General features: G+C 73.0%; 24 protein-coding genes. 9 read left to right on the top strand and 15 right to left on the bottom strand.

Going from position 1 to position 25,730, the window contains the following annotated elements; translation table 11 throughout:
* The first annotated feature begins 90 nt into the window (after positions 1-90).
* Positions 91-795, top strand: coding sequence for a S1 family peptidase (locus tag ISP_RS11895; protein WP_378251180.1), 705 nt, complete (start codon positions 91-93; stop codon positions 793-795).
* A gap of 127 nt (positions 796-922) precedes the next feature.
* On the opposite strand, the gene ISP_RS11890 is transcribed toward ISP_RS11895, so the two are convergent.
* Entirely contained in the window at positions 923-2,335 is a 1,413-nt protein-coding gene (locus ISP_RS11890) for a class I adenylate-forming enzyme family protein (protein WP_013224111.1), read from the bottom strand.
* A 31-nt stretch (positions 2,336-2,366) separates the two neighbouring features.
* Entirely contained in the window at positions 2,367-3,356 is a 990-nt protein-coding gene (locus ISP_RS11885) for a hypothetical protein (RefSeq protein ID WP_013224110.1), read from the bottom strand.
* Positions 3,357-3,572: 216 nt separating this feature from the next.
* Here ISP_RS11885 and ISP_RS11880 point away from each other — a divergent pair, with 216 nt between their 5' ends.
* From ISP_RS11880 to ISP_RS11855, 6 genes are all read left to right on the top strand, one after another.
* Positions 3,573-3,917: a WXG100 family type VII secretion target gene (locus ISP_RS11880; RefSeq protein WP_071831485.1), complete on the top strand. Its 345-nt coding sequence runs from the start codon at positions 3,573-3,575 to the stop codon at positions 3,915-3,917.
* A gap of 18 nt (positions 3,918-3,935) precedes the next feature.
* Positions 3,936-4,238 carry a hypothetical protein gene (locus ISP_RS11875; protein ID WP_003057455.1) on the top strand — a complete coding sequence of 101 codons (303 nt, stop codon included), beginning with the start codon at positions 3,936-3,938 and terminating at the stop codon, positions 4,236-4,238.
* A gap of 103 nt (positions 4,239-4,341) precedes the next feature.
* Positions 4,342-4,728: a hypothetical protein gene (locus ISP_RS11870; RefSeq protein WP_013224109.1), complete on the top strand. Its 387-nt coding sequence runs from the start codon at positions 4,342-4,344 to the stop codon at positions 4,726-4,728.
* The gene (locus tag ISP_RS11865) at positions 4,725-6,038 is read left to right on the top strand and encodes a WXG100 family type VII secretion target (protein WP_013224108.1); all 1,314 of its coding nucleotides are present in this window, start codon (positions 4,725-4,727) and stop codon (positions 6,036-6,038) included. Before ISP_RS11870 ends, ISP_RS11865 begins: the two co-directional genes overlap by 4 nt.
* On the top strand, positions 6,038-7,309 hold the full coding sequence (locus ISP_RS11860; protein ID WP_013224107.1) for an alpha/beta hydrolase: 1,272 nt from the start codon (positions 6,038-6,040) through the stop codon (positions 7,307-7,309). Before ISP_RS11865 ends, ISP_RS11860 begins: the two co-directional genes overlap by 1 nt.
* Positions 7,306-7,656: a hypothetical protein gene (locus ISP_RS11855; protein WP_013224106.1), complete on the top strand. Its 351-nt coding sequence runs from the start codon at positions 7,306-7,308 to the stop codon at positions 7,654-7,656. The genes ISP_RS11860 and ISP_RS11855 overlap by 4 nt, the downstream gene beginning before the upstream one ends.
* A 178-nt stretch (positions 7,657-7,834) precedes the next feature.
* Here the strand turns inward: ISP_RS11855 and ISP_RS11850 are convergent, their stop codons facing one another.
* The 4 genes from ISP_RS11850 to nadA form a co-directional block, all read right to left on the bottom strand.
* Positions 7,835-8,998, bottom strand: coding sequence for a S8 family serine peptidase (locus ISP_RS11850; protein ID WP_013224105.1), 1,164 nt, complete (start codon positions 8,996-8,998; stop codon positions 7,835-7,837).
* A gap of 87 nt (positions 8,999-9,085) precedes the next feature.
* On the bottom strand, positions 9,086-9,979 hold the full coding sequence (gene nadC, locus ISP_RS11845; RefSeq protein WP_013224104.1) for a carboxylating nicotinate-nucleotide diphosphorylase: 894 nt from the start codon (positions 9,977-9,979) through the stop codon (positions 9,086-9,088).
* Positions 9,976-11,619 carry an L-aspartate oxidase gene (locus ISP_RS11840; protein ID WP_071831489.1) on the bottom strand — a complete coding sequence of 548 codons (1,644 nt, stop codon included), beginning with the start codon at positions 11,617-11,619 and terminating at the stop codon, positions 9,976-9,978. Before ISP_RS11840 ends, nadC begins: the two co-directional genes overlap by 4 nt.
* Positions 11,616-12,626 carry a quinolinate synthase NadA gene (gene nadA, locus ISP_RS11835; RefSeq protein WP_013224102.1) on the bottom strand — a complete coding sequence of 337 codons (1,011 nt, stop codon included), beginning with the start codon at positions 12,624-12,626 and terminating at the stop codon, positions 11,616-11,618. Before nadA ends, ISP_RS11840 begins: the two co-directional genes overlap by 4 nt.
* A 112-nt stretch (positions 12,627-12,738) precedes the next feature.
* On the opposite strand from nadA, the gene ISP_RS11830 reads away from it, so the two are divergent.
* Together ISP_RS11830 and ISP_RS11825 are read left to right on the top strand one after the other, a co-directional pair.
* Positions 12,739-13,371, top strand: a complete 633-nt coding sequence (locus tag ISP_RS11830; RefSeq protein WP_013224101.1) for an NUDIX hydrolase — start codon at positions 12,739-12,741, stop codon at positions 13,369-13,371.
* 41 nt (positions 13,372-13,412) lie between these two features.
* A complete protein-coding gene (locus tag ISP_RS11825) occupies positions 13,413-14,129 on the top strand; it encodes an LON peptidase substrate-binding domain-containing protein (RefSeq protein ID WP_014466787.1) in 717 nt (238 codons plus the stop codon).
* 1 nt (position 14,130) lies between these two features.
* On the opposite strand, the gene ISP_RS11820 is transcribed toward ISP_RS11825, so the two are convergent.
* The 9 genes from ISP_RS11820 to ISP_RS11780 all read right to left on the bottom strand — a co-directional run bounded on the left by ISP_RS11820 (position 14,131) and on the right by ISP_RS11780 (position 25,718).
* Positions 14,131-15,171: a M48 family metallopeptidase gene (locus ISP_RS11820; RefSeq protein WP_013224099.1), complete on the bottom strand. Its 1,041-nt coding sequence runs from the start codon at positions 15,169-15,171 to the stop codon at positions 14,131-14,133.
* 48 nt (positions 15,172-15,219) lie between these two features.
* Entirely contained in the window at positions 15,220-15,816 is a 597-nt protein-coding gene (locus tag ISP_RS11815) for a DUF2567 domain-containing protein (RefSeq protein ID WP_013224098.1), read from the bottom strand.
* 184 nt (positions 15,817-16,000) lie between these two features.
* On the bottom strand, positions 16,001-16,204 hold the full coding sequence (gene bsaP, locus ISP_RS11810) for a biotin synthase auxiliary protein BsaP (RefSeq protein ID WP_034284307.1): 204 nt from the start codon (positions 16,202-16,204) through the stop codon (positions 16,001-16,003).
* Entirely contained in the window at positions 16,191-17,171 is a 981-nt protein-coding gene (gene bioB / locus ISP_RS11805) for a biotin synthase BioB (protein WP_049878228.1), read from the bottom strand. Before bioB ends, bsaP begins: the two co-directional genes overlap by 14 nt.
* Positions 17,172-17,345: 174 nt before the next feature.
* A complete protein-coding gene (gene bioD / locus ISP_RS11800) occupies positions 17,346-18,065 on the bottom strand; it encodes a dethiobiotin synthase (protein ID WP_176742103.1) in 720 nt (239 codons plus the stop codon).
* A gap of 187 nt (positions 18,066-18,252) precedes the next feature.
* Positions 18,253-20,436, bottom strand: coding sequence for a SulP family inorganic anion transporter (locus ISP_RS11795; protein WP_013224095.1), 2,184 nt, complete (start codon positions 20,434-20,436; stop codon positions 18,253-18,255).
* A 212-nt stretch (positions 20,437-20,648) separates the two neighbouring features.
* Positions 20,649-22,895 carry a bifunctional SulP family inorganic anion transporter/carbonic anhydrase gene (locus ISP_RS11790; protein WP_013224094.1) on the bottom strand — a complete coding sequence of 749 codons (2,247 nt, stop codon included), beginning with the start codon at positions 22,893-22,895 and terminating at the stop codon, positions 20,649-20,651.
* A 207-nt stretch (positions 22,896-23,102) separates the two neighbouring features.
* Complete coding sequence (locus ISP_RS11785) at positions 23,103-24,383, bottom strand: adenosylmethionine--8-amino-7-oxononanoate transaminase (RefSeq protein WP_013224093.1); 1,281 nt, start codon at positions 24,381-24,383, stop codon at positions 23,103-23,105.
* 123 nt (positions 24,384-24,506) lie between these two features.
* A complete protein-coding gene (locus ISP_RS11780; protein WP_013224092.1) occupies positions 24,507-25,718 on the bottom strand; it encodes a cytochrome P450 family protein in 1,212 nt (403 codons plus the stop codon).
* Between the last annotated feature and the right edge of the window lie 12 nt (positions 25,719-25,730).

The raw sequence follows: 25,730 nt of genomic DNA, 5'->3' as shown, positions 1-25,730 counted from the left end.
AGGTTCCGAAAATCCTTCACGGCTCTTACGTTGGGCTGGTCGTCCCGTTCGGGACGGATATCCGGATCACCTGGGCCGAAGGGCATTTTCATGCGAATGTCGAGGGCTGTAGCCGCGGTGGGTGCGGCCGCCGCGGCGCTGAGTCTGGTCTCAGCGGGGGTGGCGGACGCCCAGCAGGACATCATCGGCGGGAGCACGGTCTCCTCCGCGCCGTGGGGCGCCCAGATCTACTGGAACAACGTGACGACGTACGGTGGTTTCGAGTGCTCGGGGACGATCATCGCCCCGCAGTGGGTGCTCACCGCCCAGCACTGCCTGAACTCGCCGGGCATGCACGTCAAGGTCGGCAACGTGACGCTGCAGCAGGGCACGAACGCCACCGTCGACCAGCAGAAGGCGTCCCCGAACGGGGACATCGCCCTGCTGCACCTGACGTCGGCGGTCAACACGACGTACATGAAGCTCGGCACGGGCAACCCGCCGACCGGGTCGACCAACCAGATCTACGGCTGGGGCCGCACGCAGGGCAGCAGCCCGCCGTCGAGCACCCTCAAGACGGCCAACGTGCGCGTGACGGGCCTGAGCTCGGACGCCTTCGGCGGCACGGCGATCGCCAGCCAGGGCATCAACGGCTCGGCCTGGCACGGCGACTCGGGCGGCCCGGAGCTGTACAACGTCGTCCAGGTCGGGGTCTGCTCCACGGGCAGCAACTCCGGCTCGAACCCGCAGGGCACGCAGAACTACGCGAGCATCGCGGCCAGCCGCAGCTGGATCCGCACCACGACCGGCGTCTGACACCGGACCCCGCGTGCCGGCCTCCCCGCCCGGGCGGCCGGCACGCGGCACACTCGCGGCCCGAAGTTCCGCACGACCGCGCTGCTCGGCGGCCAGATGGGGCACCGATCTGGCGGCCGGGACGTCGTCACTCCACAATGGACGCCCGCAGCGCCGCCTTGTCCGGTTTCCCCGACGGCGCCACCGGAACCGCGCCCACGAAGCTGAACCGCGCCGGGACCGCCGCCTCCCCCAGCTCGGCCGCCACCGCCTTGCGCACCTCACCCAGGTCCGGCGAACGACCCGGCACCGGGACCACGAACGCGTGCGCCGCCTCGCCGGTCCGCGCGTCCGGAACAGCCACGACGTAGGCCTGGTCGACGTCCGGGCACGCGGCGATCGCCCGCTCGATCGGGCCGGTGTAGTGGATGATCGCGTTGACGATCACCACGTCACGCGCGCGGCCGGACAGGTGCAGGTAACCCGCTCGGTCGAGGTGCCCGAGGTCCTGGGTGCGCACCCAGCCGTCGCGCAGCACCTCGGCCGTGGCGGCCTCGTCACGCCAGTAGCCCGCGAACGCCGACGGTGTGCGCACCCACACCTCGCCGTTTCGCACCGCGATTTCCACCGTGTCGCACGCCTTGCCGACCGACCCGGGCCCCTCGTCGGCCCGGCAGATCGTCAGCATCCCGGTCTCGGTCTGCCCGTACGCGTGGTGCATCGCGGGCCCGATCCGCTCGGCCGCCTCGGCGAGCTTGTGCGGCGGCACCGGCGAACCGGCCACGATCAGCCTCCGCAGGCAGCTCAGGTCGACGTCGGACCCGCGCAGCACGTCGAGCATCCGGTGCAGCCGCGGCACGGTGGTCAGCGCCGCCGAGATGCCCAGCCGCGGCAGCACGCCGGGGAAGTCCGGCAGCCCCTCGGGGATCACCGCCGTGCCGCCCGCGAACAGGCACACCCCCAGCTGCTCGACCATCACCGCGCTGGCCAGGGAGCCGAACAGCAGGTACCGGCCGAACCCCGAGCCCAGCCGCTCGTGCGCCGAGCCCGGCACCGGCGGCCGCCACACCCGGCCTTCGGTCAGCGCGCGGTAGCGGTAGGCCACGCCCTTCGGGACGCCGGTGCTGCCGCTGGTGAACACGACCGTCGCGATGTCGTCGAGCTGCGCTTGCGGCACCGGCTCGGTGTAGCGGGCCAGCAGGGACGGCCCCACCCGCAGCACCGGCACCCCGGCGGCGGCCACCGGTTCCGCGTCGGTGATCAGGGCGGCGACGTCGCCGAGGATGTGCCGCAGCTGCGGCTCCGGCAGCCCGGGCCGCACCCCGACCGCCCGGGCGCCGAGGACGTGCACCGCGATGAGCGCGGCGAACCCCTCCGGCGTGACGGCGGTGGCGATCCCCACGCCGTCGCCCGGGCCGAGCCCGGCCGCCCGCAGGCCCGCGGTGAACCGGCCGATCAGCTCCCGCAGCTCGCCGCGGGTGGTCACCCGGGCGCCGTGTTCGAACGCGGGGGCTTCCGGAGTGCGCTCCAGCTCGTCCAGCAGTGCCTGCGGGTGGACCATCGCGACTCACCTTTCGCCCGGGGCGTCCGGTCTACCGGGCGGATCTCAGAATTTCGGCAGAAACGACCCGCTCGCGCGGAAGCGACCGCAGTGACAGCGTGCCGGCGACGGCGAGCCCCGCGATCAGGCCGGTGACGGCGGCGAGCGTCCAGAAGTCCGGGTGCACGATGGACTGGCCGCGCTCGGCCTGCCAGGTGAGCAGCGCGATCAGCCCCGCGTAGCCGGCGCCCGTGGTCCGGACCAGCCGGCGGCGGACGACGTCGGATTCGAGCACCCGGTAGCGGCGGGCCAGCAGGAGCAGCCCGAACGCCACCAGCGGCAGCACCTGCAGGGCGTGGATGCCGACGAAGTGCGGGATCCGCAGGTCCCCGCCGACCGTGCTCCAGCCGACCACCGGCAGCCCGGGGCCGCCGTCGTCGACGCCGACGGAGTGCGCGCCGAACGTCGAGAACTTGCCGTTCGCCTCGAGCACCGCCTGCTGCGCCGGCGTGGCCGTGAACATCAGCGTCGCGACGTACATCCCCACCACGGCGAGGCCGGCGCCCCAGCGCAGCGCCGACCTCAGCGCCCGGTCCGGGATGCGCTGGAACAGCAGCAGGACGGCCACGGCGGCGGTCATCGACCACGCCGTGTACGCACCGCCCGCGACGACGTTGTTGATCGCGGCGTCCATCGGCGTCGACTGGTTGAAGTGCAGGGTCCGGCCGCGGACGATGATCTGCCAGACCAGCAGCGCGAAGTCCAGGCCGATGCCCGCGGCGAAGAGCGTCCCGAACCACCAGCCGGCGCGGCGGCCGCGGCGCACGTGCGTCAGCAGCCACGCCAGCGTCAGCGCGTACAGCCCGATCGAGACGGAGAACTTGAACGGCTTGAGCCAGATCGGCGCGTTGACCAGCGTGCGATCATCGAGCAGGAGTCCGAGCAGCGAGACCGCGCACAGCACCCCCATCGCCCCGGCGAGCACCACCAGCGGGCGGTGCCACGCGCGCAGCGTGACCAGCGGTTTTCCCTTGTCTGCCATGGCTGAAAGCCTGCCGCGGCGGCGGCGCGGAAGCACTGGAGCGCACCACCGTCCCGTGGTGGGGAACGCCCTACCTCCGCTCGCGTGGGTAATAGTGCCGTCAGTGCGACCGGCAGTTGTGCCGTTTGACCACACTGGCCTCTTTCCTAGCGTGACTTTCACACGCGCGGACCACCGCGCCAGGGGAATTCGCTTCAGGAAGGAGGTGGCCCGTCGATGTCCAGTCCGGGATTCCAGGCAGATTCCGCTGCCATGACGCGCGCCGTCCAGGGTTTCGAGGAAACCGCGACGAACGCCAAGTCCACGATGGCCAGCTTGGAGTCCGAGCTGACCGAGGCCCTGCGCAACTACAAGGGTGACCAGGCCGTGGCCTTCTGGGACCTCCAGCGGCGGCTGCAGGAGAAGATGACCGCCGCGGTGAAGGAGCTCGACACGATGTCGCAGCTCGTGCACACCAGCCACGCGAACTACGGCCGCGGCGACGCCGACGTCCACCAGAGCTTCCAGGGGGTCGGCCACACCCTCGAGGGCTCGGGCGTGCTCCCCCGCCTCAACCCCTGACCCGAGAGGACGCCCACCATGGCCGACGTCGTCGAAATCAACTTCGCCGCGCTGCAGCACAGCTCGGCATCCCTGGCCGCCAAGGCCAAGGCGCTCACCTCGCAGCTGGAGCAGCTGCACCAGAACCTGCAGCCGATCACCGCGACCTGGTACGCCTCCGGCAGCTCCGCCGGTGACGCCGCCCGCCAGGCCGAGACGCGCCTGCGCCAGGCCACCGCGGACATCGTCGCGATCATCGCGCAGTTCGGCGGGAAGGTGGGCGAGGCGCACGACCTCCAGCAGTCGCTGGAGAACCGCAACCAGGGACTGTTCGCGGGCTGATCCGCGCCCCAGACGTCGGTCGGCCGGTGCGGGAAACCCCCCGCTCGCACCGGCCGACCGGCTTTCCCCCTGTCCGCATGTCGCGCCCAGAGAGCCGGGACCGATGCCAGACCAGTCGTACTACGTCCACCTGGAATCGCTGAAGGACTTCGTGCGGGAACTGGAGACCCAGATCCACGCGATGTCGAAACCGAACGACTTCCTGCTCACCCTCGGCGAAGAGCCGCTGCTGTTCGGCGAGTTCGGCGAGGCCGGGTCGCTGGCCGACGCCCACCGCGCCGCCGTCTCGGAGATGCAGGGCCTGCTCGACCAGGTCCGCAGCGCGATCGGGTTCGCCCAGGACGTCACCACCACGGTCGCCGACGGTTACCAGAACGCCGACCAGTCGGTGGCCGGGGATCTGCACGCTTCGGGCGCCGTCACCGGCCTGCTCGACCCGGTGCTCGGCCTGCTCGGCTCGGGTGACAGCGAGGGGAGCCACCAGGGATGACGAACACCGCGCACACGAACTTCGCCGCGTACAGCCACCAGCAGCTGTACGCGATGCTGCAGGCCGGCGACCCGAACAGCGCGCGGCACGCCGCCGACAAGTGGAAGTCCGCCGCGCTGCACCTGCACGAGCAGGCCCACGACCTCAACTCGGAGCTCAGCGAGTTCAAGGACCAGTGGACCGGCGGCGCGGCCGAGCAGTACCAGCACATGATCACCGACCTCGCGAACGGCATCTCGAAGGTGGCGCAGACCGCGGAGGCGATGAACGTGATGCTCGGCGACGCCGCCGACGCGCTGGTGAAGGCCAAGAAGGAGATGCCGCCGCCGGTCTCGGTGCCGGACGTCGCCCCCGCCGACGTCGCGCTCGCGGTGAACCCGCCGCTGCTGCCGCCGGACGCCTCCCCCGCCGTCGTGCAGGCCGCGGCGCAACAGCGTCAGCAGGCCATCGCGAACGTCGAAGCGCAGCAGGCCGCCGCGAACGCCGCCGGATCGGCGCACGGCAAGGCGATCGTCGTCATGACGCAGCTTGCGGGCGAGTACACCGTGGCCGAGGAGTCGATCCCGGCCTCGCCGAACGCCGTGCCGACGCCCTCGACCCCGCCGGCCAGTGGGGGCGCGGGCAGCGCCGGGTCGCCGGGGCTGGTCGGCAACGGCCTGAGCGGTCCCGGGGTCGTCGTCACCCCCACCACCGGCACGCACCCGCTGCCCGGTGGCACCGGGACGACACTGGCGCCGGGCACGACCGTGCCGACGTCGAACCCGCTGTTCGGCGACATGTTCACCGCCGGGCTCGCCGCGGCTTCGGCCGCCGCGTTCGGCCGGTTCGGCTCGATCATGCCGAAGGTGCCGTCGTGGGCGACCGGCAAGGACCCCAAGGACGACAAGGAAGAACCGCCGGGCACGAAGCTCGGCGGGGGCGGCGCCGGCGTCGAAGGCGGCTCGGGCGGCGGCATCCCGATCGGCGGTGGTGACGCGCCTTCGCTCGGCGGCGGCGCCGGTGTCCCGGTCGGCGGCGGCGGCGGTGGGCTCACCGGCCCCGGTGAAATGCCGGCGGCGCACTCCGGCCTGGCCGGCGACGGCGGCGCGGGCAACGCGCTGAGCGGGCTCGCCGGCGGCGCGGCCGGGGCCGTGGGCGCGGCGGCCGCCAAGAGCGCGATGCCGATGATGCCCATGATGCCGATGGGCATGGGCGGCGGCGGGGACATGGGATCCGGGCGGCGGATCCCGGCGTGGCTGGTGGAGACGGAGAACGTCTGGGGCCAGTCGGCGCCGGTCGCGCCGCCGGTCATCGGCGAAGACGGCTCCTGATGACGGCCGGGGGCTATCGCGTCGCCCCGGCGCGCCTCGACGCGGTGGCCGGCGAGTCCGGTTCCCGCGCCGAGGCGCTGGCAGCGGCGCAGTCGGCGGTGGCGGGCGAGAAGCTGCCCGCCACCGCGTTCGGCCAGGTGAGCGAGTCCGCCGCCGCGGCCAAGACGTTCGAGAAGACCATGACGGAGCTGGGCGGCGAGCTCGGCTCGCACGTGGCGCTGGCGCGGCGGATCCAAAGTGGACTCGTCGCTTGCGCGGCCGGATATCGGCGCGCCGATGCCCAGGTCGCGGCGATGTACCGGGCGCTGCTGCCCGAGGATCCGTTGCCCCGCGCGGGAAATCCGGCCGGAATCGGCGGCTCGGCCGACACCGGGGCGTGGGCGCACGCGATCGCGGACAACCGCGTGAAGGTCGCCGACGCGCTGACGGCCGAGCGTTCGCGGCTGGCCGCGTTGACCGATCTCGACGAAGTCGCTCGGTCGCAGGCGCGGATCAAGCTGTACGAGGACATCCTCGCGCACGACCGGCAGATCCTGCGGTTCGACCCGGCGGGCAACGGCCGGATCGCCGAGCTGGTCGGGCACATCGAGCCGGGGACGCGGAACGTCGGGCTGTTCGTGCCCGGCGTCAACACGCAGATGGCGAACTTCGACGCCTACGCCGGCCTCGGCCGCAGCCTGGTGGCGGCGGACCCGGCCGGGCGCACGGCGGTCGTCGTCTGGGCCGACGGGGTGTTCCCGCAGGGCCCGGTGGCGCAGGGGCCGGCCGCGGGGTACGCCCAGGCGATGGCGCCGGACCTCAAGCACTTCGCCGACGACCTGCGCGGCGAGATCGCGAGCCACGCGGGCTCCGACGTCACGCTGACCGCGATCGGGCACAGCTACGGCGGGGCGACGGTCGGGCTCGCCGAGACGCACGGCCTCGACGTCGACCGCGTGCTGCACGTCGAGTCGGCCGGCATGGGCCACGGCGTGTGGTCGCCTGCCGACCTGCCGCCGAGCCAGGCGGGCGTCCAGCGGTTCTCGATGACGGCCCCGCTCGACCCGATCGTGCTCGCGCAGGGCAACGCGTGGGGCCTTGAGTGGACCGGCGTCGGCCACGGCGCGGACCCGGACGTCTTCCCGGGCGTCACCGAGCTCGGCACCGGTAACCAGGCCGACGGCTCGCCGTCGTGGGGCGTGTCGTCGCACAACGACGTGCTGAAGCCGGGGTCCGATTCGTGGACGAACATCTACCGCGTCCTCACCAGCGGTGGGAGCGTGACCCCGTGACCCCGGAACTGCGCCGCTTGGCGGACGAGCTGACCTCGGTGATCGACTCGGCCGCGGCGTCCTTCGGCCCGGCGGACCGGACGTTGGACGGCGAGCTGGACTGCGACCCGACCACCCCGGGCCGGCTGCTGTGCTGGCAGTACGGCGTCCGCGTCGAGCACCCGGCGTCCCCGTCAACCAGCCTGGCAGCGCTCCTCCCGGCGTTGCACGGCGACGGCTGGCAGTCCCACGACCGCAGCACTCCCGCCGAGCAGATCACCCGCTTCACCCGCGACGGCGCGGACTTCACGATCCACATCGCCGGCCCGGTGACGATCATCGGCTCAACCCGCCCCACCCCCGCCTGACGTGTCGTCCCCCCACGTACGCGTGTCGTCCATCCAGGTACGCGTGTCGTCCGTCTGCGGACGCATGTCGTCCGTCCACGTACGCGAGTTCGCCGTTCCGGTACGCGAGTTCGCGTGACCGGATGGACGACACGCGTACGCCGATGGACGACACGCGTACTCAGGTGGACGACACGCGTTACCGGGTGAAGCGGGTGGGGCGCCAGGCTCGGCGGCGGGCGCGGCGGACCGCCGCCACCGTCACTCCGGCGGCCGCGGCCAAGGCGACCCCGGCCAGGGCGATCGTGCCCGCCGGGATGTCCGTCGGCCGGGGTGGCGGGGCCGCGGCCGGGACCACCATCGGCGACGAAGCAGCCGGGGGACGAGCGCCGGGCGGGGCGACGTCGGCGGGCAGGGTCGACGACACCGCCGCGTAGGCGTCCAGGACTCCCCAGCCCAGCCGCGGGTCGTGGCCACCGGACGGCGGGCGGTGGGCCGTCAACGTCAAGCGCGTGACGACCTGGTCGCCGGACAGCTCCGGGTGGTACGCCCGGACCAGCGCCGCGACCCCGGCGACGTACGCCGCCGCAAGGCCCGGGTCGGTCACCGGCCAGCGGTGCGCCACCGCGCCGGCCGCCCCCGCCGACGTGCTCACCAGCTCCGCTCCCGGCGCCGCGACGCCGACGTAGTCCCCCGCTTCCGTCTGCACCGGCTCGCCCGCGGCGTTCACCGAGCCGGCGGCCAGGACTCCGGACGTCGCCGTCGGGTACGTCCGCGCGCCCTGCTGGGTCGCCGACGCCGCCGAGACGACCACCGCCCCTTTCGCGCGCGCCCGTGAGACCGCCGCCGCCAGCGCCGGGCTGTCGGACGCCGCGGGCACGGCGACCAGGATCACGCCCGCCCGCCGGTCCGCCGCCCGGTCGATCGCCGCGGCGAGCTCGCCCGGATCACCGCCGTCGCCGGTGGTGTACCGGATCGGCAGCAGCCGCACGCCGGGCGCGACACCCGCGAACGTCGTCGACGGATCCGGCTGGGCGCCGACGATCCCGGCCGCGATCGTGCCGCGGCCGTCGCAGTCCGTGCGCTCGGTGCCGGCGCCGCTGTCGAGCTGGCCGGGGGCGAACTGGGTGTTCTGCGCGTCGACGCCGGTGCCGATCACGGCCACCAGCTGGCCGCCGCCTCGCGTCAGCGGCCACAGCCGCGCCGGGTCGACCAGGCGCTGGCCCCACGGGACCTCGCCGGTGTAGGTGCCGGACGGGTTCGCGCAGCCTTGCGCCGAAGCGGCCGGCGCCCCGAAGACACCCGAGACGCCCGAGACGCCCGAGACGCCCGATGCCGCCACGAGGCCCGCCACCGCGAGCACCGCCGGTAACCGCACCCGCACCCCCGAAGCCGAAAGACGGTGGCGGACAAGGAATCCGCCACCGTCAGTCTAGCCCGGAACGCCCTCTCAGCGAAGGTCCATGCCGAGATCCAGCGCGGGTGACGAATGGGTCAGCCCGCCCACGGACAGATAGTCCACACCGGACCACGCGTAGGCCTTACCACGGTCGAGGGTGAGGCCACCAGAGGATTCCAGCCGTGTCTTCGGGGAGACTTCGTCGCGGCGCGCCACCGCCCGGCGGCACTCCTCCGGTGTGAAGTTGTCCAGCAGCACCTCGTCCGCCCCGGCGGCCAGTGCTTCCTCGAGCTGGTCCAGGGTGTCGACCTCGATCTCGCAGGCCAGTTCCGGCGCGTGCGCCCGGGCCGCGGCCAGCGCCGCCGTCACCGAACCCGCGGCGACGACGTGGTTGTCCTTGATCAGCACCGCGTCGCCGAGGCCCAGCCGGTGGTTGACCCCGCCACCGCAGCGGACGGCGTACTTCTGCAGCAGCCGCAGCCCCGGCAACGTCTTGCGGGAGTCCCGGATCGCGCACCCGGTACCGTCCACTTCGGACACCCAGGAGGCGGTCGCGGTGGCGACGCCGGAGAGGTGGCACAGCAGGTTCAGCGCCGTGCGCTCGGCCGTGAGGAGCCCGCGCACCGGGCCGGCCAGCACCAGCGCGGGCTCGCCCGCGACCAGCCGATCGCCGTCTTCGCGCCGCGCCAGCACCTCGTAACCGTCGCCCAGCACCATGTCGAACACCGCGAGTGCCACCGGCAGCCCGGCGACCACGCCGTCGACCCGCGGGGTCAGCTCGGCGACCGCCACCGCCGAAGCGGGCACGGTCGACGCCGTCGTCGCGTCCGGCCCGTACCGCAGGTCCTCGCCGAGCGCCGTGGTGACCACCCGCGTGACGTCGTCGACGTCGAGGCCCGCCGCCGCGATCAGCCCGCGGACGGCCTCGGAGATGGGGAACGTCATGCCACACCCTCCAGGGGGATCGGGTCGGCCAGCACGGGCTGGCCGGACGGGCTGAGCCGGATGTGCTGGCTGCGCCGCCAGCCGTCGTCGCGCCCCGGGAAGTCGGATCGCACGTGACAGCCCCGCGACTCGGTGCGCCGGACGGCCGCGGCCAGCAACGCCTGCGCCGCCACCGTCAGCGCTGCGTCCTCGACCGCCGCATGTGTCCACAGGGGAGTGTCCGAAAGAGACAGGTCGAGCACGGAACCGGCCGCCGCCAGCCCGTCGGCGTCACGGCCGATCGCCGCGTACCGGCTCATCACGCGCTGCAGCGAGTCGCGGTCCGCCGCCGGCGCGGTGGTCCACGACGGCAGGCGCCCGCGCGCGGGATCGGCCAGCAGCCCGGCCGCGAGGTCCGCCGCGACGGCCTCCGCGACGCGCTGCCCGACGACCAGGCCTTCGAGCAGGCTGTTGGACGCCAGGCGGTTCGCGCCGTGCAGCCCGGTCCGCGCGACCTCGCCGGCCGCGTACAGCCCGGCCACCGACGAGCGTCCGTCCACAGTGGTCACCACACCGCCGCACGAGAAGTGCGCCGCCGGGGTCACCGGGATCGGGTCCACCGCGGGGTCGAGGCCCAGCGCCGCGCACGCCGCGAACACCGTCGGGAACCGCTGCGCGAACCCCGCGATCGAAGTCGCGTCGAGGAAGACGTGGTCGTCGACGCCGCCGGGCGCGGTCGCCATCCGCCGCGTGATCGCCCCCGAGACGACGTCGCGCGGGGCGAGGTCGCCGAGCGGGTGCACGCCCCGCATCACCGGCAGGCCGGCGCCGTCGACCAGCGTCGCGCCCTCCCCGCGCACCGCCTCGGTGACCAGCGGGCAGCGGCCGCGCGCGCCCGGTGTGTAGAGCACGGTCGGGTGGAACTGGACGAACTCGATGTCCGCGACGGTCGCGCCGGCCCGCAGCGCGAGCGCGAGCCCGTCGCCGGTGGCGATCTCCGGGTTCGACGTCGCCTGGTAGAGCTGCCCGATCCCGCCGCTGGCCACCAGCACGGCCGAAGCCCGGACGACGCCGGGCACGCCGTGGCGGTCCAGCACCGTCACGCCGGCGACCCGGCCGCCGGGGGTGCGCAGCGCGTCGACGGCGATGTGGTGCTCCAGCACCGGCACCCCCGCCTGCCCGGCCTGCGCGACCAGGGCGCGTTCGACCTCGGCGCCGGTCGCGTCGCCGCCCGCGTGGATCACGCGGAACGCGCTGTGCCCGCCCTCGCGGGCCCGGGCGAGCAGGCCGTTCCCGGAAGCGTCGAACCGCGCGCCGTCGGCCCGCAGCCGGGCGACCGCGGCCGGTCCGCCGTCGAGGATCGAGCGCGCCGCCGGCTCGTCGACCAGCCCGGCGCCCGCGGTGAAGGTGTCTTCCGCGTGCTTGGCGACGGAGTCGTCGAGGTCGTGCTGGTCTTCCAGGACCACGGCGACGCCGCCCTGGGCCCAGCGCGTGTTGCCGTCCGCGACGGCGGCCTTGGTGATCACCAGGACGTGCAGCCCGAGCGCCTGCGCCCGCAGCGCCGCAGTCAATCCCGCGACGCCGCTGCCGATCACGACGAGGTCGGCACGCGCTTCCCAGACCGGGGTTTTCGCCCGTGGGTCATTAACCGGCGGCGTCATTCGCCGCCGCCGGGCTGCCCGATTTCGATCATCCGCTGCACCGAGGCCCGGGCGCGAGCGGCCGTCTCGACGTCGACGTGGACCTCGTCGAGGCCGTCACGCAGGCACCGCAGCAGCGCCGCGGGGGTGATCATCTTCATGTACCGGCAGGACGCGCGGTCGTTCACCGCACGGAAGTCGATGCCCGGCGCGGCCTTGCGGAGCTGGTGGATCATGCCGATCTCGGTGGCCACCAGCACGGTCTTGGCCTTCGTGTCGCGCGCCTCGTGGACCATGTCGCCGGTCGAGAGGATCTTGACCCGCTCCGGCGCCACCGCGCCCTCGCCGGCCAGGTAGAGCGCCGACGTCGCGCACCCGCACTCCGGGTGGATGAACAGGTCGGCGTCCGGCTCCGCGGCCGCGCGCTCGGCCAGCTCGGCACCGTTGATGCCCGCGTGGACGTGGCACTCCCCGGCCCAGACGTGCACGTTCTCCCGGCCGGTGACGCGCTTGACGTGGGCGCCGAGGAACTGGTCCGGGAGGAAGAGAACCTCCTGGTCAGCGGGGATGGAGGCGACGACGTCCACGGCGTTCGAGGACGTGCAGCAGATGTCGGTCTCGGCTTTGACCTCGGCCGTGGTGTTGACGTAGGAGACGACCACCGCGCCCGGGTGCTCGGCCTTCCAGGCGCGCAGCTCGGCGCCGGTGATGGAGTCGGCCAGCGAGCAGCCGGCCCGCGCGTCCGGGATCAGGACCGTCTTTTCCGGCGCCAGGATCTTCGCGGTTTCGGCCATGAAGTGCACGCCGCAGAAGACGATGGTGGACGCGTCACTGCTCGCCGCGATCCGGCTGAGCGCGAGGGAGTCGCCGGTGTGGTCGGCGATGTCCTGGATCTCCGGGACCTGGTAGTTGTGCGCGAGCAGGACCGCGTCGCGCTGCTTCGCCAGGCGCCGCACCTCCTCCGCCCAGGCCGCGTTCGCCTCGACCCCGCCGTAGGGGGTGAGATCTTGTTCGAGCGTCGAAGTCATGCTGGCCCTCCTGGACCTGTCTCCGGTTTTCGCCTTACAATCGAAAACCGTGCGAAGTCATCTTAACACCCAGGCCCCCCTCGCCCACGAGGTTTTGGGCGCGGTCCTTCAAGTGCGCTCGGACACACTGAGGGTGCTGTTGTGGCGGCGCGCGCTCGACCCGCACCTGGGCCGCTGGTCGCTGCCGGGCGGGCGGCTGCGGCCCGACGAGGACGTCGAGACGTCGATCCGGCGCCAGCTCGCCGAGAAGGTGGACGTCCGCCAGCTCAAGCACGTCGAGCAGCTCGCGGTGTTCAGCGACCCCGACCGCGTCCCGGGGCCGCGTGTGGTGGCGACGGCGTTCCTCGGCCTGGTGCCCTCCGATGTCGACCCCGAGGTGCCCGAGGACACCCAGTGGCACGACGTCGCGAAGCTGCCGCGCACGGCGTTCGACCACGAGGCGATCGTGCTGCGCGCCCGCGACCGGCTGCGGTCGAAGCTGTCGTACACGAACCTCGGCTTCGCGCTCGCACCCGACGAGTTCACGATTTCGGCGCTGCGCGGCCTGTATTCGGCGGCGCTGGGCTACCGCGTCTCGGCGACCAACCTGCAGCGGGTCCTTTCCCGCCGCGGACTGCTGGTGCCGACCGGCCACACGGCCCCGCCGGGCCGCGCGGGCGGCCGTCCCGCGGCGTTGTTCTCCTTCGCCGGCAAGGGCATGCAGATCACCGACCCCTTCGCGGTTTTCAAACCACCCAACCGGTGACCATCCTGCGGCGAAGGCGTTCTGCCTCTACCGTGGGACCCGTGACCGAGCCGGAATCGGAAAGTGACGCGACGACGACGATCCTGCCGTTGTTCCCGCTCCAGACCGTGCTGCTGCCCGGCACCAATCTCCCGCTGCACATCTTCGAACCGCGGTACCGGCAGCTGACGGCGGACCTGGTGAGCGGCACGGTGCCGGGCCGCGAGTTCGGCGTGGTCGCCCTGCGGTCGTCGCTGACCCGCGAGGTCCGTGGTCTGGACCAGTTGTACGAGATCGGCTGCAGCACGGTGCTGCGCGAGGCCAAACGCCTGCCGGACGGCCGGTTCGACGTCGTGACGCAGGCCCAGCGCCGCTTCCGCCTGCGCGAGCTCGACTGCGTTTCCGCGCCGTACCTGATCGCCTCGGTGGAGTGGATCGACGACGACCCGGTGACCCCGGCCGGCGGCATGGCCGAGCGCCTGGCGACGGTCGCCCGCGCGGCGCACCGGCGGTACTGCGAAACGGCGTGGCGCAGCGACGACTGGACCGCCCCGGACCCGGACACGACGATCGCCGAGCTGGCCTACGTGCTGGCGGCGGACTGCCTGCTGCCGCTGGAGGACCGCCAGCGGTTGCTGGAGGAACGCCACCCGCTGCGCCGGCTCCGCATCGCCTGCCGCCTGCTGACGCGGGAAGCGGGCTTCCTGAACACGCTGGGCGCGGTGCCGCTGCCGCCGGGCGAGCTGACCGATCTGAGCCGCCCGGCCAGCTTGAACTGACTCAGTCCGCGGCGCCGTTCCCGTTCCCGTTGCCGAACTTGTTCCACACCTTGCCCGCGGCGCCCGAAACCGCTTCGCCGACGTCGCTGAACACCTTCGTCAGCGGGTCCGTCGACGAGTTCCACGATTCCTTGTACGACTGGGCCGCCGACTTCAGGTCGTCCTTCCAGTCCGACGACGGGCTTTCGGCATCCCGGCGCACGTAGTCGCCCGCCAGGATCGCGCGGTAGTTCTCCGAGGCCGCCCACTTCTGCAGCTGCGCCGCGCGCACCACCGCGAACGGGTGCGACTCCGTCTCGACCGACTTCAGCTTGAGGAAGCTGTCGCGGATGTCCTCGACCGACTCGTATTCCGCGGCCTGCTGCAGGAACGACGGGACGTCGATGCGCGCCGGGTCGATGCCGCCCGCCACCTGGATCTGGGCGCGCAGCGCCGCCGTCGGGTCCTGGCTGCACAGCAGGCCGGCGCGGTCGCACGACAGCTCGGCCTTGCGGAACCACTCGCGCAGCGCCGCGATGATCGCGCGGATGCCGAGCGCGCTGACCGGCGTCCAGGACATCGCCAGCTGCAGGCTGATCAGGCGCACCATGATCGTGCGGTAGACCGCGTGCCCGGAGAGCACGTGCCCCATCTCGTGGCCGAGCACGAATCGCAGGGACTCCTGGTTCATCAGCTCGACGAGCCCGGTGCTGATCGCGATGAACGGCTCGTCCATGCCGACCGTCTGCGCCTGGATCTGCGCGTTCTGGAAGACGAACAGGTTCGGCACCGCGGGCAGGTCCAGCGTCTCGGCGCATTCGTGGCGCAGCCGCTCGAGCTCCGGGTACTGCTTCGGCCCGACGCGGATCGACGACGCCAGCGCCATCAGCCGCTCGCCGCGCTCGTTGTAGAAGCCCGAAACCGCCTTCACGACCTGGGCGAAGCCCGGCACCGCGCGCAACGTGGCGAGCGCGCCGCGGTCCACCGGGTGCTCGTACGCGCGCGGGCTGATGCCGGGAAAGCGGACGGCGTTGTGCCGCGAAACCTCGATGTCCTCGGTCACTGCTGGATCCCCCCTGTAGGTGACGGACACCACCTTAGGGGAAAGCGGTCAGCCGAGGCGGCGACCCAGGTCGTCGCGCCCGTTCCAGGTGGTCAGCAGGCTGTAGGCGATCGACACGCCGAGCGGGCCGGTCAGCAGCACCCACCACGACTCCAGGCGTGGCGCCAGTTCGATCACCGAACCCAGCGCGGGCGGGCTGGAGATGGCGTAGTGGCTGTTCGCCCAGCCGACGCCGAGCAGCATGGCGAGCGCGCCGGCGAGCGCGACGCCGAGCACCGCGGCGAGGAAGACCACCGGCCCGCGCCGTTCGCGCAGCAGCCAGCAGACGACGCCGACGACGATCCCCAGCCCGAGCGTGAGGAAGCCGAAGACGGCCAGGTCGTCGAACCGGTGCCAGCTCTCCAGCTCCAGGGCGCCCTGGGTGCCGTCGGCGGCGACGATGCGCACCCGCTCCGGCGGCGCGAGCCGCGACCACGCGAAGGCGAGCGGGAAGCTCAGCAGGCTCAGGGTGCCGAGCACGCTGATGGCGGGCAGCAGGTCGGCCTTCACGACGACGCGCGGCCGCCGCTCCCGGACCAGCACGGGCACCGACCACGGGCCGGCGACGGCCGACGGCCGGTGCGCGGGCCCCGACGACTCACTCACCAGGACTCCCTCCTGCAACAGTGCCACCGAGCGTAACCGGTCGAGGCGTGGGCGGGGTGAGCCGCTCGCCGTGTCGCCGACGCGGACCGTGCGGACTCGTGCTGAACGATCCGGTTCGTCACCGCGCCGCACCAGCCGGCCCGCCCCACTGATGAACGATCCGGTTCGTTACCCCACGCCGCCGTCAGCCGCTCGCGGTCTCGCCGTGGCGGCTGCAGCGGGCCGTCCAGCCGAGCGGGCTCACCTGGACCACCAGCCGGCGCGCGCAGAACGTGCAGTAGCGCGGTGGTTCCAGCGCCGTCCGGGGGTTGTGGCACGCCGGGTGGTCCGCCCCACCCGGCAACTGCTGTCCACAGTGGACACAAAAGGCCGCGTCAGAGGCTGTCACTGAGGGCCTTGATGGGCATCTTGAGCTCGTCCAGCATCTCCAGGTCCGCCGAAGCCGGCCGGCCCAGGTTGGTCAGGTAGTTGCCGACGATGATCGCGTTGATCCCGCCGAGCATGCCCTGCTCCGCACCGAGGTCGCCCAGCGTGAGCTCGCGGCCGCCGGCGAAGCGCAGCATCGTGCGCGGCATCGCGAGCCGGAACGCCGCGACCGTCCGCAGCGCGTCGCGACCCTCGACGATCTCGTAGTGCTCGTACGGCGTGCCCGGCTGCGGGATGAGGAAGTTCATCGGCACCTCGTGCGGGTTCAGCTCGGCCAGCTGCACAGCGAACTCCGCGCGCTGCTCGACCGTCTCCCCCATGCCGATGATGCCGCCGCAGCAGACCTCCATGCCCGCGTCGGCGACCATGCGCAGGGTGTCCCAGCGCTCTTCCCACGTGTGCGTCGTGACCACCGACGGGAAGTGCGAACGCGCCGTCTCGAGGTTGTGGTTGTAGCGGTGGACGCCCATGTCGACGAGCTCGTCGACCTGCTCCTGCGTCAGCATGCCCAGCGAGCAGGCGATCTGGATGTCGTTCCCGTCCGCGCGGATCGCGCGAACGCCCTCGCGGACCTGCGAGAGCAGCCGCTGGTCCGGCCCGCGGACGGCGGCGACGATGCAGAACTCCGTCGCGCCGGTTTCGGCGGTCTGCCGGGCGGCCTTGACCAGGTTCGGGATGTCGAGCCACGCCGAGCGCACCGGCGTCGGGAAGCGGCCGGACTGGGAGCAGAAGTGGCAGTCCTCGGGGCAGCCGCCGGTCTTCAGGCTGATGATGCCTTCGACCTCGACCTCCGGCCCGCACCAGCGCATCCGCACCTCGTGCGCCAGAGCGAGGAGGTCGGGCAGCCGGTCGTCGGGCAGCCGGAGCACGTCGAGGACCTGCTGTTCACCGAGGCCGACGCCGTTTTCGAGGACCTGCTCGCGTGCCAGGGCGAGGACATCCTTCGGGGGCTCCGGGTGGCGGAGCCCCCGGCCCGGGGCGGAGCCCCGGCTGTCACTGACATCGGTGTCCGGGACTGCGGTCACGGCGGCTCCTTGATCGAGGTGGTGCGGAAAGCGTCCCTCATCGTGCACGAAGGTGCGTCGAGGCGACAGCGATGCAGGTCACTTCCCGGCGGAAGCGCAACCAGCGAAAAGTTCCGGGTCGAATTCGCCGCCGAACCACGGCGAGAGCCCGGCCCGCGCCGCGGCCAGGAAGTCCTCGCGGGAGGACCGGCCGATGCCGGCGGGCAGCACGCCGAGCAGGGGTGCCCCCGCCGCGACCGGCAGGTCTTCGAGGTTGGACAGCGCCGCGAGGTCCGGTTCGGCCGGCCACGCGCCGATGATCACGCCGGCGACGGTCAGCCCGCGCTTGCCGGCGACCTCGGCGGTGAGCGCGGTGGCGTTCAGCGTGCCGAGCCCGGCCTCGGCCACGATGATCACGAGCGAGCCGAGCGACCAGGCGACGTCGGCGAGGCTCGCGCCGGCGCGGTCGAAACGCACGAGCAGCCCGCCGGCGCCCTCGATGAGGGTGAGGTCGTGCGCGGTGTCGAGGTCGGACGCGGCTTGGGCGATTTCGCCGGGATCGAGCGACGGCAGCCCACTGCGCCGGGCGGCGGCCTCCGGTGACAGGGGATCCGGGTAGCGGCGCAGTTCGCGCGTGGTGACGTCCGGCCCCGCGAGGCGGACGACGTCCTGGAGGTCACCCGGCTCATCGGGCCGCACCCCGGTCTGGGCCGGCTTCAGCACGGCCACCCGCTGTCCCCCGGCCACCGCCAGGGCCGCGATCGCCGCCGTGGTGATCGTCTTGCCGACCCCGGTCCCGGTCCCCGTCATCACCAGCATGGTCACGGGCCATCAACATAGTGACTCCGGGGCGGGGCGCGCACGCGGGCCGTGGTCAGGGCGGCCGGCGGCCCGCGCGGCGCCGGGCTTCACGGGCCTGCGGAGGCGGGCCGCGGCGACCGTGCGGAGCGAGCCGGGCCCGCCGGAAGCGGACCCGGCTCGCACCTCGGGCAACGCGACCGGCGGGTCAGGCGCCCGGCACCACCACCGGCGCCCCGGCCGGGCGGAACGTCCGCCCGGCCGCGTCGAACAGGTACACCTGGGCGTCGCCGACGTGGAAGTACATCCCCGTCAGCTGCAGCTTCCCGGCCGGCTCGGCCGCCGCCACCGCCGGGTACTCGCGCAGGTGCTCCAGCTGCTGGAGGACGTTGTGCAGCGCCAGCCGATCGCCCTCCCGGTCCGGGACCGCGCCGTCGAGGGTGGCCGAGCCCAGCCGGTGCGCGCTCGGTTCCGCGTGGCGCAGCCAGGCCGACAGCGGCCCCGGCGGCGGACCGTCGGCCAGTGCCGCCATCGCACCGCAGCTCGAGTGGCCGCACACCACGATCTCCTCGACCCCGAGGACGCCCACCGCGTACTCGATCGAGGCGTTCATCGACGCGTCCGCCTGGCCCGGCGGGACCAGGTTGCCGATGTTGCGGATGGTGAACAGGTCGCCCGGCCCGCTCGTCGTGATCAGGTTCGGCACGATCCGGGAATCACCGCAGGTGATGAACAGGGTGCGCGGCCGCTGGCCGTCGGCCAGGCCCGACAGCGTGTCACGCAGCAGCGGGGCCGCGCGGCGGTGGAACTCCGTGGCGCCGCGTCGGGTCTGCTGGGCCGGGATCTCGACCGCTTCCGCCGCCTGCCACTCCGACCACGGCGCCAGCCAGCGCGGCACCGCCCGGCTCGCGGCGACCCGGGACCGCGTCGGGCGGCCCGCCTTGCCCTCGCCGAACCACGGGTGGCCGACTTCGTCGACCTCCACCGTGCCGCCGGCGCGCTCGTGCGCCTGCTGCCAGGTGTGCAGGCTCTCGAACGCGGCGTGGTCGAGGTAGTCGACGACCAGTTCCAGCCGCACGGTGACCCCGCCCGGGACGGTCCCGAGCACCTTCGACAGCCGCGGCACCGACAGGAACGTCAGCACACCTTCGACGACGACGCGCCAGTCGTCACCCTCCCGTTCGATGTGGATACCCGACCAGACCGTGCGGCGCAGCATCAGCACCACCGCCAGCCCGATGCCCGCCAGCACGCCGGTGAGCAGGTCGAACACCACGACGCCGGCGAGGGTGAGCAGGTACACGGGCAGGTCGCCGTGGGCCAGCACGGTCTTCATGTGCCCGGGGTTGACCAGCTTCGCGCCGACGTGCACGAGCAGCCCGGCCAGCGCGGCCAGCGGGATGCTCTGGATCAGCCCGGCGAGCAGGACGACGAACAGCAGCACCCAGACACCGTGCAGCACCGCCGACGCCCGGGACTTCGCCCCGGCGGTGACGTTGGTGGAGCTGCGGACGATGACGCCGGTGACGGGCAGGCCGCCCAGCGCGCCGGAGAGCATGTTGGCCGCGCCCTGCCCGACCAGCTCGCGGTCGAGGTTGGCGCGCGGCCCGGTGTGCATGCGGTCGACCGCGACCGCCGAGAGCAGGCTCTCCACGCTGGCGATCAGCGCGATCGTGACGACGGCGAGGGCGAACCCGCTCCAGCCGCCGTCCGGCAGCTGCGGGACGAGGTGGACGTTCAGCAGGTCACCGGGCAGTTCGACGCGCGGGAGCGTCATCCCGGACACCACCGACACCACCGTGGCCACCGCGATCGCGGCGAGCGGCCCCGGCACCTTGCGGACCGCGGCCGGCAGCTTCGGCCAGAGCAGCAGCAGGCCGATGGTGATCAGGCCGACGATGGTGGCGGCGTCGTGGTGGGCGATGATCTGGGCGGGCAGCTCGGCGACGTTCTCCACGGCCGAGCTCTGGGCCTTGCCGCCGAGGATGACGTGCAGCTGGCCGAGCACGATCGTGACGCCGATGCCGGCCAGCATGCCGTGCACGATCGCCGGCGAGATGGCCAGCGCGGCACGCGCGATGCGGCTCAGCCCCAGCAGGATCTGGCACGCGCCGGCGGCGACGGTGATCGCGCAGGTGACGACCCACCCGAACGTCTGGATGGTTTCGGCCATGACCACGGTCAGGCCGGCGGCGGGCCCGCTGACTTGCAGCACGGAGCCGCCGAGCGCGCCGGCGACGATGCCGCCGACGACGGCGGCCACCAGCCCGGCGGCGACCGGGGCCCCCGAAGCGAGGGCGATGCCGAGGGACAGGGGAACGGCTACGAGGAAGACGACCAGTGAGGCCGGCAGGTCGTGTCGGAGCACGGCGAGGGGTCTCATGATCACCATGCAACCGGAAATCGAGTGAAATGTCCGCTATGTTCCACCCGATCGAGTGAACAAATCGCCACAATTAGCCCGGATGTCACATGCCGGGCAGCCCGTTAACACGCCGTTCACAAGCCGCCGCCTGTCAGGTGACAGTTGAATTCCGTACGACACAAGGCTTTGCGCGACGGCGGCCACTTCCGCCGGCAACGGAGGTGGCCGCCGTCGGTTCGTCAGTGCTCCAGCGCCCCCGCGGGGACGAACCCGCGCACCACATCGTCCAAAAGGGACACTTGCGCCGCGCCGACGTCGAAGTACATCCCGGTCAGCCGCAGCGCGCCCCGCTCCAGGGCCGCCGCGACCACCGGGTAGCCGCGCAGCATTTCCAGCTGCTGCGCCACGTTCTGCAGAGCCAGCTGATCGGCCTCGGCGGCCGGCCGCTCGCCGCCGAGCAGCAGCGGTGCCTCGCGGCTGCGGCGCCGGAGCGTCGCTTCGCCGTGGCGCAGCCAGCTGCCGAGCTGGTCGAGCCCGGCCGGGGCCCGGCCGAGCAGCGCCTTCATCGCGCCGCAGCCGGAATGGCCGCACACCACGATCTCGGCGACCTCGAGCACGCCGACGGCGTACTCGATCGCCGCGCCGACCGACGAGTCCGTGCCGTCGGCCGGCGGCACGAGGTTGCCGATGTTGCGCACGGTGAACAGGTCGCCCGGCCCGCTGGTGGTGATCAGGTTCGGCACGATCCGCGCGTCGCCGCAGGTGATGAACAGCGTGTGCGGCTGCTGGCCGTGCGCCAGCCCGCTCCACGTGTCGCGCAGCAGCGGCGCCGTGCGGCGCTGGAACTCCGAAGCACCGCGGCACAGCAGGGAACTGGCGGTGCGCTGGGCGGGCAGCACGACGTGCTCGGCCTGCCACTCCGACCACGGCGCGAGCCACCTCGGCACCACGCGCGCGGCGACGCTGCGGCGCACGGTCGGCTCCCCCGCGCGGCCGCGCCCGAACCACGGGTGCCCGATCTCGTCGACCGTGACCGGCCCGGCGTGCGCCTGCTGCCAGCCGCGCAGGCAGTCGAACGCGGCGTGGTCGAGGTAGTCGACGAGCAGCTCGAGGGTGACCTCGGCGTGCGGGGGCACGTCGGCGAGCACCCGGGTCAGCCGCGGCACGGACAGGAACGTCAGCGCGCCTTCGATGACGACGCGGTGGCGGTCACCCGCCCGTCCGGTGCTTTCCCTTTCGACGTGAATGCCGGAGAAGATCATCCGCCGCAGCATCATCGCCAGCGCCAGCAGGACCCCCGCCGCGACGCCGGTGAGCAGGTTGACGGCCACCGCGCCGGCCAGGGTGACCGCGTACACCGGCAGGTCGCCGTGGCGCCGCACTTCCTTGAGGCCGTGCAGGTTCACCAGCTTCGTCCCGACGTACACCAGCAGCGCGGCCAGCGCCGCCAGCGGGATCAGCCGCAGCACGCCGGTGAGCAGCAGGCAGGCGGCGAGGATCCAGCCGCAGTGCAGGATCGCCGAGGCCCGGGTGCGCGCGCCGGCCTCGAAGTTGGTCATGCTGCGCACGATGACGCCGGTGACGGGGAAGCCGCCGAGCGCGCCGGCGGCGACGTTCGCCGCGCCCTGCCCGATGAGTTCGCGGTCGAGGTCGGTGCGCGGGCCGCCGCGGAGCTTGTCCACCGAGACCGCGGACAGCAGGCTCTCCAGGCCGGCGATGAGCGCGATGGTGACCGCGGCGACGGCGAAGCCGCCCCAGCCGCCGTCCGGCAGCCGCGGCACGAGGTGCAGCGAGGGCAGCCCGGCGGGGAGGTCGACGCGCGGCAGGGTCATGCCGGTCGCGATGGAGAGGCCGGTGGCCAGCGCGACGGCGGCCAGCGGCGCGGGCACGCGGCGGACGGCGTTCGGCAGCCGCGGCCAGGCCAGCAGGACGCCGAGGGTAACGACGCCGATCAGCACGGCCTGGTCGTGGTGGGCGGCGACCTGCCCCGGCAGCGCCAGGACGTTGGCCGGCGCGGAGCCCTGGGCCGAGCCGCCGAGGACGACGTGCAGCTGGCCGAGCACGAGCGTGACGCCGATGCCGGCGAGCAGGCCGTGCACGATCGCCGGCGACACGGCGAGCGCGGCGCGGGCGGCCCGGGTGAGGCCGAAGAGGATCTGGAGCAGGCCGGCGGCGACGGTGATCGCGCAGGTGACCGGCCAGCCGTGGGTGGCGATCGTGTCGGCCAGCACCACGGTGAGGGCGGCGGAGGGCCCGCTGACCTGCAGCGGCGATCCGCCGAAGAGGCTCGCGACCAGCCCGCCGACGACCGCGGAGATCAGGCCGGAGAGCAGCGGCGCCCCGGCGGCGAAGGCCACGCCGAGGGACAGGGGGACGGCGACGAGGAAGACGACGATCGACGCGAGGAAATCGTGCTCGAGGTTCTCCAGGTGTGCGGAGTGCTTCGGGGGTCCGGTGTCGTGTTCGCCACGAACGATCTCGATCATGGGGGCAGGATCGCCGAAACCGGGCGAAATGTCTGCTACGCAAGGATTTCTCGCGTTCGACCGGGCACAGGATCGACGGGATCGCCGCCGGTTTCACCCTGGTCGCCTCGACCGTTCGCGTGGTGTAAATCGTGGTCCGGCACGCTGCGCGACGATGAGGGGAGTTCGGGTCTCGGTGTGCCGGTGGTCACACCCGATGTGCTGAATTCAGGCCTTCTCGGCGACCGCGAGCATCGCGCCGGTGATCACGGCGAGGTCGTCGTCAGTCGAAACGTACGGCGGCATGGCGTAGACGAGGTCCCGGAACGGCCGCAACCAGGCACCGTGCGCGGTGACGACGTCCGTGGCGACGGCCAGGTCGACGGGGTGGTCGAGCTGCAGCACGCCGATCCCGCCCAGCACCCGCACGTCGGTGACCGCGGGCAGGTCGCGCGCCGGGGCCAGGCCGTCGAGCAGGCCCTTTTCGAGCCGGGTGACGTCGGTGCGCCAGCCGCCGTCGGCGAGCAGGCCGAGGGAGGCGTTGGCGACGGCCGAGGCGAGCGGGTTGCCCATGAAGGTCGGGCCGTGCGCGAGGACGGGCAGTTCGCCGCGCGCGATCCCGGCGGCGACTTCCGGGGTGCACAGGGCGGCCGCCATGCTCAGGTAGCCCCCGGTGAGCGCCTTGCCCACGCACATGACGTCGGGCGTGACACCGGCGTGCTCGGCGGCGAACAGCGCGCCGGTGCGGCCGAAGCCGGTCGCGATCTCGTCGAAGACGAGCAGCACGTCGTGCGCTTCGGTGAGTTCCCGCAGCGCGCGCAGGTAGGCGGGGTGGTGGAACCGCATTCCGCCGGCGCCCTGCACCACGGGTTCGACGATCACCGCGGCGAGTTCGTCCTCGTGCCGCTCGATTTCCGCGGCCAGGAGGTCCACATAGGACTGATCGGGCGGGGTGTCGAAGCCGGACGGCGGTGCGGGCACGAAGACCTGTTCGGGCAGGATCCCGCGCCACAGCGAGTGCATCCCGCCGTCGGGGTCGCAGACGCTCATCGGCGTGAAGGTGTCCCCGTGGTAGCCGCCGCGCCAGGTGAGCAGCCGCCGTTTCCCGGGGAGCCCGCGAGAGCGCTGGTACTGCAGGCACATCTTCGCGGCGACTTCGACCGAGACGGAACCGGAGTCGCAGAGGAAGACGTGCTCGAGGCCGTCGGGGCTGAGGTCGGCCAGGGTCTTGGCGAGGGTGATGGCGGGCTCGTGGGTGAGGCCGCCGAACATGACGTGGCTCATCCGCCCGGCTTGCGCGGTGAGGGCGGCGTCGAGCACGGGGTGCCGGTAGCCGTGGATGGCGGACCACCAGGAGGACATGCCGTCGACGAGTTCCCGGCCGTCGGCGAGCTTCAGCCGGACGCCGCTCGCCTCGGTGACCAGCAGCGCCGGCACCTTCGCCGGCATCGGCGCGTAGGGGTGCCAGACGTGCTGGGCGTCCAACGCGAGCAGGTCGGCGGAGTCCATCCGCCGACCCTACGACACCGCCTCAGCCGGGTTCCCGCGCCTCGGCGGCGGGTGGAACCGACCGGCCGAAATCCGCCCAGCCCGCCCCATCCCCTCGCTCCCCGGGCCCGGCCCGAAGCGTCTTCACAGCCGGACCGGCAGCGTCTCCAACCCGTGCACCAGCGAACTCGTCCGGTACACCAGCTCGTCCGCCTTCGCGTCCAGCGCCAGCCCCGGGAACCGCGCCAGCAGCCCGCCGAGCGCGATCTCCGCCTCCAGCCGGGCCAAGGGCGCCCCCACGCAGTAGTGGATCCCGTGCCCGAACGCCAGGTGGCCGCTCACCGCGCGGGTGATGTCCAGGCGGTCCGGCTCCGGGTAGCGCTCCGCGTCGCGGTTGGCGCCCAGCAGCGAGACCAGCACGAGCTCGCCCGCCGGGATCGTCACTCCGGCGACCTCCACCGGCTCGGCCGTGAACCGCAGGGTGGCCAGGTGGATCGGGCCGTCGAAGCGGAGGAACTCCTCCACCGCGCCCGGCAGCAGCTCCGGCTCCGCGCGCAGCCGGGCCAGCTGCTCCGGCTCGCGCAGCAGCGCCAGCACAGCGTTGGCGATCAGGTTGACCGTGGTCTCGTGCCCGGCGACCAGCAGCAGGAACGCCATCGACACCAGTTCGGGCTCGGACAGCGAATCCCCGTCGTCGCTCGCGTGCACCAGGTCCGACAGCAGGTCTTCGGCCGGCTCGGCGCGCTTCTGGGCGATCAGGTCGGTCAGGTAGGCGAACATGCTCGCCGCCGCGGCCTGCACCTGCTCCAGGTTCACCGCCGCGCTCAGCAGTGTCCTGGACCAGCCGGAAAACTCCGCGCGATCCTCTTCGCGCACGCCGAGCAGCTCGCAGATCACCGTGATCGGCAGCGGTGCGGCGAACGACGCCACCAGGTCGGCCCGCTCCTGCCCGGCCAGCGCGTCGAGCAGCTCCGCGGTGATCTCCTCGACCCGCGGCCGCAGCCGGGCCACCGTGCGCGCGGTGAACGCCTTGTTCACCAGCTTCCGCAGCCGCGTGTGGTCCGGCGGGTCCGAGTTGAGCATGTGCCAGCTCAGGTCCTGCCCCAGGCCGTTTTGCAGCGCCTCCGGCGGCAGCTTCGCTTCGAAGACCGCACGGATGCCCTGGCTGCTCTTCTGCAGCCGCGGATCGGCCAGCAGCGCCCGCGCCTCCGCGAACCCGGTGACCACGTAGCACGGCAGGCCCCGCGGCGGCAGCCGCACCAGGCGCACCGGGCCGCCTTCGCGCAACATCTCCGAGAAGAGGTGCGCGTCCTGCGCGAAGTCTTGTGCCACCTCGAGGATTTCGTCGGTCGTCACGTCAGCCCCCAT

It is taken from the genome of Amycolatopsis mediterranei (assembly GCF_026017845.1).
Classification (GTDB): Bacteria; Actinomycetota; Actinomycetes; order Mycobacteriales; family Pseudonocardiaceae; genus Amycolatopsis; species Amycolatopsis mediterranei.
The sequence above is the reverse complement of the archived record's forward strand: the minus strand, read 5'-3'. Positions and strand labels throughout refer to the sequence as shown.